The following is a 9,808-nucleotide window of genomic DNA, read 5'->3' as shown; positions in this document are numbered from 1 at the left end:
CTTAAAATGCCGTGACAATAGCGAAGAGGTCACACCTGTTCCCATCCCGAACACAGAAGTTAAGCTCTTCAGCGCTGATGGTACTTGGAGGGCAGCCTCCTGGGAGAGTAGGACGTCGCGGTATTTTTTTATTGGACTCTCTAGATTAATAGAGAGTCTTTTGCTTTATTGATAAGATAAAACAAAAATTAATATTTAGTCAAAGTTATTTTGCAGGATTTTTATAAAATAAGTAGAAACTTATAAATATAAACTTATAAATATAAACTAAGACTAACACTTGATAAATATAATACATAGTCATAGTAAAGCCTTAAAAAGAAATAAAATAACCATAATTTATAAGGAAGTGATATTATGGATAAAGAAAAGATTATTTACTTAGAAGATTATAAGAAATATAAGCTAACAAAAGAAAAAACTACCAATGAGGCTAAAAGTAATAAAACTGCTAGAGATGAAGAAGAAAGAATAAAAACATTAAATTTATTTATGAAAGTAATTGCTACAATGTATAAAGAATCATATAAATAACCCTTTGGATATAGTAAATTATTATGCTTACTATACCAAAGGGAATTTTAGTTTTTGAGGTAATTCATGTATGATCGATTTTTTAAAAGCAATCTACATTGATCTTTATCAAAAACAATCTACTTTTTATACTACACTATATAGGATTTTGTTTTTATAATAAGAATTTAAATCCAGTTAGCTATTAATTAGTTTCCTCAGCTATTACGAAAGAATTACCGCTATATTTAAAATGTTAATTTTACCTACTAATAATTTATTCATGTAAGTGAATCAATTTCACGTTATATAAAGCTAGGCTTTTAAATATAAATTCTCGCCTTAATTATTCCCTAATAAAAAACTTAATGAAATGATATTAGCATGATATAAATAATATAAAACAAAAATATTATATGTTAAATACAAAATCTTGAACTGTTGAATTTCTAGCTATGAATAAACATAGTTATTTTTGATTATTCTAATTTAAAGAAATAATAAGATTAAATAAAAAATAAAGATAAAGGATGGAAACTAAAATGTTAAATGAAAATAACCAAGTACCAGTAATTAAAGATTTTCAAGAGTCCTATGAAAAGGGTTTTAGATGTGTGTTCTATGAAACAGATGAAAGAGACCAACAGTTTACTGTGTATTTAAAGAATTTTACCACCGAAAATATAAAAATATTAAAATGTAATGAAGATGAAGGTAAAAAGCTGAAAAACTATATAGACCAATTATCTTAACTAAGATTAATTGGAAAATTAGAGTCTACGTAAGGAGGATATTTTGTGCAGAAAGGAAGTCTACCTACTAAGAATCAATTTGGATTTTATGAAGTAAGACTGGAGAGTATTGGAGGTTTGGGGGCCAATGTTGCGGGAAAAATTATAGCAGAAGCTGGAATTGTTGGTATGGGTTTTAATGGGTCAAATTTTGCAAGTTATGGCTCGGAAAAAAAGGGGACACCAGTTAGTTCCTATATACGATATTGCGACCATAATCAACAAGTAAGAATAAATAGTCCCATAATAGAACCTCATATTCTAGGAATCTTTCATGAAAACTTAGTAGCGAGATTACCTATAACTGCAGGAGTAAATTCCATGGCCACTATTGTTATCAATACAGATAAAAAACCACTACAAGCCAGAGAATATTTAAAATTATCTGGAGGTAAAGTAGTTGTTATTGATGCCTTAAAAATTGCATACGAAGAAAAAGTAAAAATGAATGTAGTCATGATAGGTGCAATTACTAGAGTAATGGAGTTCATAGATAAAGATGCTATGAGGGAAGCAATTAAGGAAACTTTAGGTAAGAAGTATCACAACCAGTTAGAAGCGAATTTAAGGGGATTTGAAGCTGGTTATGATCTGCTTGAACTTGATGAGTTTGAAGAAGACGGAAGGTTTCCCTTTATCCCATTTCAAGAACAAAGAAGTCAGTGGGGATATGAGAATGCCCCTATAGGAGGAATTATTGTTGAAGTTGGAAATAGCATAGTAAAGAATAACCAAACAAGTAGACAAGGGAAAATACCATTGTTTCATGAAGATAGATGCATTCATTGTGGAATGTGTGAGACTACTTGTCCAGACTATTGCTTTAAGTTTATAGACAAAGAAGATGACAAAACAAGTAAGATACTTATGTTTAATTTAGGCCTTGACTATCAATTCTGTAAAGGTTGTTTAAGATGTGTAGATGTTTGTCCTGTAGAAGCACTAACTGAAGAGTTAGAAGCAGAACATGAAGTAGAAAAAATTACAGTAAAATTGTAGTCGAAGGAGGTCTAAAATGAGAGAGCAGGAGACCGTTTTTAAAAATGGAAACGAAATGGCAGCATTAGCAGCAACTCAAATGAATCTTCATCTTATGGGATATTTTCCTATAACACCATCTACAGGAATCCCTGAAGAATTAAGCGCCCACAAAGCCGAAGGACATCATGAGATAGTATTAATACCTGCTGATGGAGAACATGGAGCAGCTGGAATCTGTTTTGGCGCATCTGCAGCAGGTGGAAGAGTAATAAATGCAACATCAGCTAACGGCTTACTCTATGCCTTAGAACAATTACCAGTACAGTCGGGAACAAGAACTCCTATGGTACTTAATGTAGTAACTAGAACAGTTTCTGGGCCATTAGATATCAAGGGTGATCACAGTGATATTATGTACACTTTGAACACAGGATGGATTATACTTATGGCAAAAGACCCACAACGGGTTTATGATTTTAACCTTATTGGAACAAAATTAGCTGAAGAAAAAGATATTATGCTTCCTCTTATTATAGCAAGTGATGGCTTTTTTACTAGCCACCAAAAACGAAGGAATCAAATTTTTAAAGATAAAAAGGATGTAAAGGAGTTCATAGGTGAGTATAAGACTTTATATTCTGCAATTGATCCAGAAAATCCAATAACAATTGGACCCTATATGAATGAACCCGACTTAATAAATAATAAATATCAACTAAGCAGAGCAATGGACAAAGCATATGAAGTATTACCCAAATTGTTTCAGGAATATGGAGAATTAACAGGGCGATATTATAATTTAATAGAAACTTATAGGATGGAGGATGCAGAAGCTTGTTTATTTGTTTTAAATACATCCTTTGACACTTCGATGGAAGCCGTTGATATACTAAGGGATCAGGGGAAAAAAGTAGGAATAGTTGCTGCTAACGTTATTAGGCCTTGGCCCAAAAAAGAAATTCAGGAAGTCTTTAAAAATGTTAAGGGCTTATGTATTGCAGATCGCCAAGAAAGTTACGGAGCTAGGGCAGGAAATATGAGTTTAGAGATTAGGGCAACCTTAAAGGATGATATTAATAATAAAACATTGGTGTTTAATAGAATTTATGGATTAGGGGGAAAGGAGTTCTATGTTGAAGATGCAATTGGATTGTTAGAAGAGGCTTTAAAGGTAGCTAGTGAAGGAAAAGTTGATAAAGATTTCGATTATATAGGAGTCTACGAAGGAAATAAACATTATGAGGCTAAAAAATATGTAGAAAAAGTATCAAGTAATTTTTTTGAAAATAATTTAGTCGTAGAAAAGGATGAAGAAAAAAATGAACTTATCGTAAAAGGTGTGAATACTAGAAGCTTAACAGCTGTACCAAAACGAATTGCACCTGGTCATCAAGCATGTCCTGGATGTGGTATCTTTCCTAATTTAAACCTCCTTTCAAAAGGATTAAAAGGATATGTTGTATTTCTATTTCATACAGGTTGTGGAATGGTAGTAACAACAGGATATCCATATACCTCCTTTAGATCAACATACATACACAACTTATTTCAAAATGGCTCTGCTACATTAAGTGGTGTAGTAGAAATGTTTTACGAAAAACAAAGAAGAGGGGAAATAGATAAAAAATTAGAAATAACCTTTGTAATGGTGAGCGGAGATGGCGGCATGGATATAGGTATGGGTCCAGCCATCGGAACAGCCCTTCGAAACCATAATATGATTATATTTGAATATGATAATGGAGGTTATATGAATACTGGATATCAAATGTCCTATACAACACCCCATTTAGCTGAGAGTAAGACATCTATAGTAGGGCCTTCCTTTGAAGGGAAAAGTACCTTTCAAAAGCATGGAGGAAGAAGTACCTACCATAAAGATACCGTTGCTATTATGGCAGGAACCCATATACCCTATATTGCTACAGTTGCAGAATCCCATCCAGTCGACTTTGTAAAAAAGGTTGCAAAAGCACAATATGCTGCACAAAAAGAAGGGTTAGTCTACTTGAAGGCTTTATCGGCATGCCCTCTTAATTGGAAGAACCCTCCAGAAGAACAAAGAAGTATAATAGGTACCGCTGTAGATAGTTGTTACTTTCCATTGTATGAAATTTATCATGGTATTACCAAATTAACCTATGATCCAGAAAAAGCTTTAAAAAAAATGCCAGTTTGGAAGTACTTTGAAAGGATGGGAGTAACAAAACATCTCTTAAGGAAAGAAAATGAAGATGCTTTAAGAAATATACAAAAAGAAGTAGATCGAAGATGGAATAGGTTAAAAGCAATGGATGCACATCCATTATTATAGAATTTTTTAACTCTGTAATAAACAGAGTTTTTTTCTAGCATAAATATTTATAACAAAGATAACCTAGAAATAAATGATTTCGCCTAAAATGATAGCTAGATAAGGAATTAAAATAAAGAAAGACCTAAAATAAGAAAGACTTAAATAAAAAAGACTTAAAATAAAAAATAAAATATAGTCGGGTTAAAATAAAACATAAATTATAAACGATTTAAAATATTAAAAATTGTCATACCAGCAGGATTTTTAAATAGAATATAGAAGTTTAGTATATCGAAATGTTTCAAGGAGGGAAAGTATGTTAAAAACAAATAAAGATTATTTAATCATGCAATCGGTTCAAGGAAAAATACATAGTCCTATAGTTGGGAAGAACCCATATCGAGTAAACCGAAATGGTATCGGCGAAATATTACCTGCTACAGGAGGAATAACTTACAATGTTAAGGTAGGAGACTCATGTATGGGGTGGATAGGGGACCATGTAGAACCAGGAGTTAGTATAAAAAGTGATAACGAACTGGAAAATGCGGCCCTAAACCTTTTAGCATGTATTGGAAATGAAGCAAAGGTTATTTCTGGCGATGCAAAGGGAGCTAAAGGATTTGTTACTGGCAAACATGGAGGAATAGACCATGTGCTAATTTATTTTAAAAAAAGTGACTTAGAAAAAATGTCTATAAATGATACAATTTTAATTAAAAGCTATGGTCAGGGATTGGCCATCGAAGGGCATGAAGATGTTAAATGCATGAATATAGACCCAGCACTATTTGAGAAGTTAGGTATTCATCAAAATGTAGAAGGAATTTTAGAAATACCAGTAGTAACAGAAATACCAGCATACTTAATGGGTTCTGGTATCGGTGGACCTACTGCATTTTCAGGTGATTATGATATTATGACAGGAGACCCTCAAGCAAATAAAGAGTTTGGAATAGATAAGCTTAGATTTGGAGACATTGTTTTATTAAGGGATTGTGACAATACATTTGGTAGAGAATATTTAAAAGGTTCTGTGTCAATTGGGGTGGTAGTCCATAGTGATTGCGTTAAATCAGGACATGGACCTGGAATCACTGTAATTATGTCCAGTAAAAAAGCTAAATTAAAAGGGATAAAAACAGAGAAGGCTAATATTGCAGATTATATGAACGTCTAGTTTAACAGAAATATAAAGGAAGCAGCACTCATGTACTTATAGGTAGGTAGAGAGTGCTGTTTTTTTATTGTTTGATAATAACCTAACAGTTTTATAGAGGTGTTGTATGTTTATAGAAGATTAGCAAAGGGTAAATAATTTATAGCAAAATAATTCATAATAAAAGCCTATTAATTAAGCAGATAAATAAAAAGACATAAGCATATACTAAAACAGTAAAAATAATATATATGCTAAATTATAGAATTAAAGTTTGTGAGTTGTTACAGTGTAATAAAAACTAATACCTTTAGTACTAAATAATTTATTTTGCGTTATTGAATAACAGTGTTACCTACTCAAATATAAAAAGGAAGGAGAGAAGGTATGTATCCATATATTCCATCAACAGAGAAAACAAAGAAACAAATGCTTGAAGAAATTGGACACAAAGACATTTCAGAACTATTTGATGATATCGACGATAATATCAAACTAAAAGGCCCCTTAAACTTACCAAAACACAAATCAGAATTAGAGGTTTCAAGGTATATTAAGGGACTTTCAGAGACAAATGAGAGTTTAGATCGATATACATCTTTTTTAGGCTGCGGAGCATATGACCATTACATTCCGTCACCCATTAAGCACATTATATCTCGTTCTGAATTTGCTACTGCATATACCCCTTATCAACCAGAAATATCTCAAGGGACATTACAAACAATATTCGAATTTCAATCTATGATGTGTGGTCTAACAGGAATGGATGTTTGTAATGCATCGGTATATGATGGCTCGACAGCTGTCTATGAAGCTGCCCATGTAGCATTAGCAGAAAATCGAAGGAAAGAAATTCTTATTTCTAAAAGTGTACATCCAGAGTATAGGAAGGTTTTAAAAGGTTCTCTTGAATCTGCTAAAGTAAAATACACTGAAATTGATTTAGAGGGAGGAGTAACTTCCTTAGATGATTTAAAAAGTAAATTGAACAATGATGTCAGTGCAGTCATATTCCAAAGTCCAAATTTTTTAGGCTTCATCGAAAACTCAGAAGAAATAGTTAACTTGGCCCACCAAAACAAAACCCTAGCAGTAATGAGTACTGATCCAATTTCATTAGGATTACTTAAAACACCAGCAGAAATAGGAGTTGATATAGCCATAGGTGAAGCCCAAAGCTTGGGAATTCCAGTTTCATTTGGTGGACCCTACTTAGGTTTTGTTACAACTAATAAAAAGCTAATAAGGAAGGTGCCGGGTAGAATAGCTGGAATGACAAAAGACTTAGATGGCAAGACGGGATTTGTTCTTACACTTCAAACTAGAGAACAACATATTAGACGTGAAAAGTCTATCTCTAATATATGTACCAACCAAGCCCTCAATGCTACGGCTGCTACAATATATATGGCCCTTTTAGGTAAAGATGGTATGAAGGAAATGGCAAAGGTTAATTACAACAACGCCCATTATGCCTATGAAAAATTATTAGAAACAGGCGTGTTTGAAGATCCATTTAAGAAATCGTTTTTTAAAGAGTTTACCTTAGTAAGTAAAGTGGATATCAATAAGATAAATGATGAACTTTGGAAGAATAAAATAATTGGTGGCTTTAATTCAACAAGTATTTATCCAGAGTTAGGAAACATTTGTACATTTGCTGTGACTGAAAAAAGAACAAAAGAAGAAATTGATAAGCTTTGTTCTATCATAAGGGAGGTGCAATAATGTACAACAAGTTAATATATGAGCTTTCAGAGGAAGGAAAAAAAGGTTTTATGGTACCAGAAAGTGATGTACCTAGTTATGATGTACCAGACCAACTACTAAGAAATAAGGAAATAGAATTACCAGAGGTTAGTGAGCGGGAAGTTGTAAAACACTATATTAATCTATCTACTAAAAACTATCATATAGATAAAGGTTTTTATCCCCTTGGCTCTTGTACTATGAAGTACAATCCAAAAATCAATGAAGATATGGCAAGCTTGTCTGGCTTTTCAAATATTCATCCTTATCAAAGAGAGGAAAGTGTTCAAGGTGCCCTTCAATTAATGTATGAACTACAGGAATCGTTAAAAGAAATAACTGGAATGGATGCCTTTACCCTACAACCAGCGGCAGGAGCCCATGGTGAAAAAACAGGATTAATGATCATGAATAAGTATCATAAAAATAATGGAGATACCAAACGGAATAAAATCATTGTTCCAGATTCAGCCCACGGTACAAATCCTGCAACAGCCAATATGACCGGATACAAAGTCATAGAAATTAAAGCTAATAATGAAGGTGGAGTAGATTTAGAAGAATTAAGATCTGTTGTAGGTGAAGATACAGCAGGCCTAATGCTAACAAATCCAAGTACTTTAGGCTTATTTGAAAAAAATATTAAAGAAATAGCTGAAATTATCCATGGAGCTGGTGGTCTACTCTATTATGATGGTGCTAATATGAATGCTATTATGGGGTATACAAGACCAGGAGACATGGGATTTGACATAGTTCATTTAAATCTCCACAAAACATTTACAACTCCTCATGGTGGTGGAGGCCCTGGGTCTGGCCCAGTTGGAGTAAAAGATTTCTTAGAGAGTTACTTACCAGTGCCGGTAATCGAAAAACAAGATAATAAATACAAATTTCAATATGCCCTAGAAAATACGGTAGGTAAAGTTAAAAGCTTTTATGGAAATTTTGCAATGTTGGTTAGGGCCTACACCTATATATTAACAATGGGCCACGATGGACTAAAGGAAGTTTCTGAAATTGCCGTATTAAATGCTAATTATCTAAAAGAAAAGTTGAAAAAGTTTTATGATTTACCTTATGATCTATTGTGTAAGCATGAATTTGTTTTATCGGGTAAGAGCATAAAGAAAAAGTATGGCATAAGTACAATGGATATAGCTAAAAGGATTATAGATTATGGCATGCATCCATCTTCAGTGTACTTTCCATTAGTAATAGAGGAAGCTATGATGATTGAGCCAACCGAAACTGAAAGCAAGCAAACTCTTGATGAATATATAGAGATTATGACTAAAGTTGCTAAAGAAGTCATAGAAAGTCCAGAATTATTAAAAGATGCTCCCCATCATGCGCCACTAAAGAGATTAGATGAAGTAACAGCAGCTAGAAATCCAATCATTAAATGGCAAGATGTTAAATAATAAAAGCTAAATTAACTTTCATAGGATAAAAAAACAATAGAACTCCTAAATATAATAATTACCTTAGGAGTTCTGTTGAATATATAAAAAATACTATAATAGTATAAAGAATGTATAATCGATAAAAATAAACGAATAATAAATAACGTAATCTTACCAATATAATATGTAGTGAATAAAATAACGGCTAAAAACAAGTTAACATAATTTTACTATTAATTATTGTTGACTTTGTATAGTTAAAGTGATATAGTAGTAAAAGTCGCTTATCTGCTAAGTTAATAAGAAAAGAACTGTTGACATAACATAGGTAAGATGATAATATATACTTCTGCTCTTAGGAGTTATCATAGAAGGCTCTGTGGAGTAAGGCTAAAAAATATAGAATTAGTTTTTAAGATGATTAGAATTAGCTCTTAAGATGATAAGATAAATATTTGCTTCTGAGGAGTTACTACAAAGAGCTTCCTGGAAGAAGAACTAGTTTGTTAGAATCATCATTAAGAAAATCATCATTAAGAATATCAAGAGTCATTGAGAAATTTAATTTAAAAAGTTTAAAAAAACATTTGACACATTAAGTTATATGTGATATAGTAGTTAAGTCGCCAGTTGATGGCGATGGGGCGTAAGCCCTTGAAACAAGTAGGTCTTTGAAAACTGAACAGTATAGATTTAAGCCAGCATATAATTTATCCATTTAGAAAAATGGAACCCAGAAATTTTTTATTAAGAGTTTGATCCTGGCTCAGGATGAACGCTGGCGGCGTGCCTAACACATGCAAGTCGAGCGGAGTTTATTAAAGGAAGTCTTCGGATGGAATTTAATAAACTTAGCGGCGGACGGGTGAGTAACGCGTGGGCAACCTGCCCTGTACAGAGGGACAACAAC

Annotated in this window: 7 protein-coding genes and 2 rRNA genes; all 9 read left to right on the top strand. The window is 32.7% G+C overall.

Annotated elements, in window-relative coordinates; genetic code table 11:
• Positions 1-7 precede the first annotated feature (7 nt).
• A 5S ribosomal RNA gene (gene rrf / locus T335_RS0115195) occupies positions 8-124 on the top strand.
• Between the two features lie 233 nt (positions 125-357).
• Positions 358-534, top strand: coding sequence for a hypothetical protein (locus tag T335_RS22350; protein ID WP_156943701.1), 177 nt, complete (start codon positions 358-360; stop codon positions 532-534).
• Positions 535-1,055: 521 nt separating this feature from the next.
• Complete coding sequence (locus T335_RS0115185; RefSeq protein WP_034328709.1) at positions 1,056-1,265, top strand: hypothetical protein; 210 nt, start codon at positions 1,056-1,058, stop codon at positions 1,263-1,265.
• Positions 1,266-1,310: 45 nt separating this feature from the next.
• Positions 1,311-2,303: a 2-oxoacid:acceptor oxidoreductase family protein gene (locus tag T335_RS20960; RefSeq protein ID WP_034328707.1), complete on the top strand. Its 993-nt coding sequence runs from the start codon at positions 1,311-1,313 to the stop codon at positions 2,301-2,303.
• 16 nt (positions 2,304-2,319) lie between these two features.
• Positions 2,320-4,599 carry a thiamine pyrophosphate-dependent enzyme gene (locus T335_RS0115175; RefSeq protein ID WP_026478294.1) on the top strand — a complete coding sequence of 760 codons (2,280 nt, stop codon included), beginning with the start codon at positions 2,320-2,322 and terminating at the stop codon, positions 4,597-4,599.
• 298 nt (positions 4,600-4,897) lie between these two features.
• Positions 4,898-5,761, top strand: coding sequence for a DUF4438 domain-containing protein (locus T335_RS0115170; protein ID WP_026478293.1), 864 nt, complete (start codon positions 4,898-4,900; stop codon positions 5,759-5,761).
• Positions 5,762-6,127: 366 nt separating this feature from the next.
• Positions 6,128-7,471, top strand: coding sequence for an aminomethyl-transferring glycine dehydrogenase subunit GcvPA (gcvPA, locus tag T335_RS0115165; RefSeq protein WP_026478292.1), 1,344 nt, complete (start codon positions 6,128-6,130; stop codon positions 7,469-7,471).
• Positions 7,471-8,916, top strand: coding sequence for an aminomethyl-transferring glycine dehydrogenase subunit GcvPB (gene gcvPB / locus T335_RS0115160; protein WP_026478291.1), 1,446 nt, complete (start codon positions 7,471-7,473; stop codon positions 8,914-8,916). The genes gcvPA and gcvPB overlap by 1 nt, the downstream gene beginning before the upstream one ends.
• Before the next feature lie 725 nt (positions 8,917-9,641).
• Positions 9,642-9,808: ribosomal RNA gene (locus T335_RS0115155) — 16S ribosomal RNA — on the top strand; the annotation flags it as partial.

Source organism: Alkaliphilus transvaalensis ATCC 700919, assembly GCF_000621485.1.
In the GTDB taxonomy this organism is placed as follows: domain Bacteria; phylum Bacillota; class Clostridia; order Peptostreptococcales; family Natronincolaceae; genus Alkaliphilus; species Alkaliphilus transvaalensis.
Note: the sequence above shows the minus strand (reverse complement) of the source record. Positions and strands in the feature narration are given on the sequence as shown.

What these genes read in the sequence shown, in the direction of transcription:
- T335_RS22350 (WP_156943701.1), top strand. Translation starts at nt 358, where the DNA reads ATGGATAAAGAAAAGATTATTTACTTAGAAGATTATAAGAAATATAAG.
- T335_RS0115185 (WP_034328709.1), top strand. Translation starts at nt 1,056, where the DNA reads ATGTTAAATGAAAATAACCAAGTACCAGTAATTAAAGATTTTCAAGAG.
- T335_RS0115175 (WP_026478294.1), top strand. Translation starts at nt 2,320, where the DNA reads ATGAGAGAGCAGGAGACCGTTTTTAAAAATGGAAACGAAATGGCAGCA.
- T335_RS0115170 (WP_026478293.1), top strand. Translation starts at nt 4,898, where the DNA reads ATGTTAAAAACAAATAAAGATTATTTAATCATGCAATCGGTTCAAGGA.
- gcvPA (WP_026478292.1), top strand. Translation starts at nt 6,128, where the DNA reads ATGTATCCATATATTCCATCAACAGAGAAAACAAAGAAACAAATGCTT.
- gcvPB (WP_026478291.1), top strand. Translation starts at nt 7,471, where the DNA reads ATGTACAACAAGTTAATATATGAGCTTTCAGAGGAAGGAAAAAAAGGT.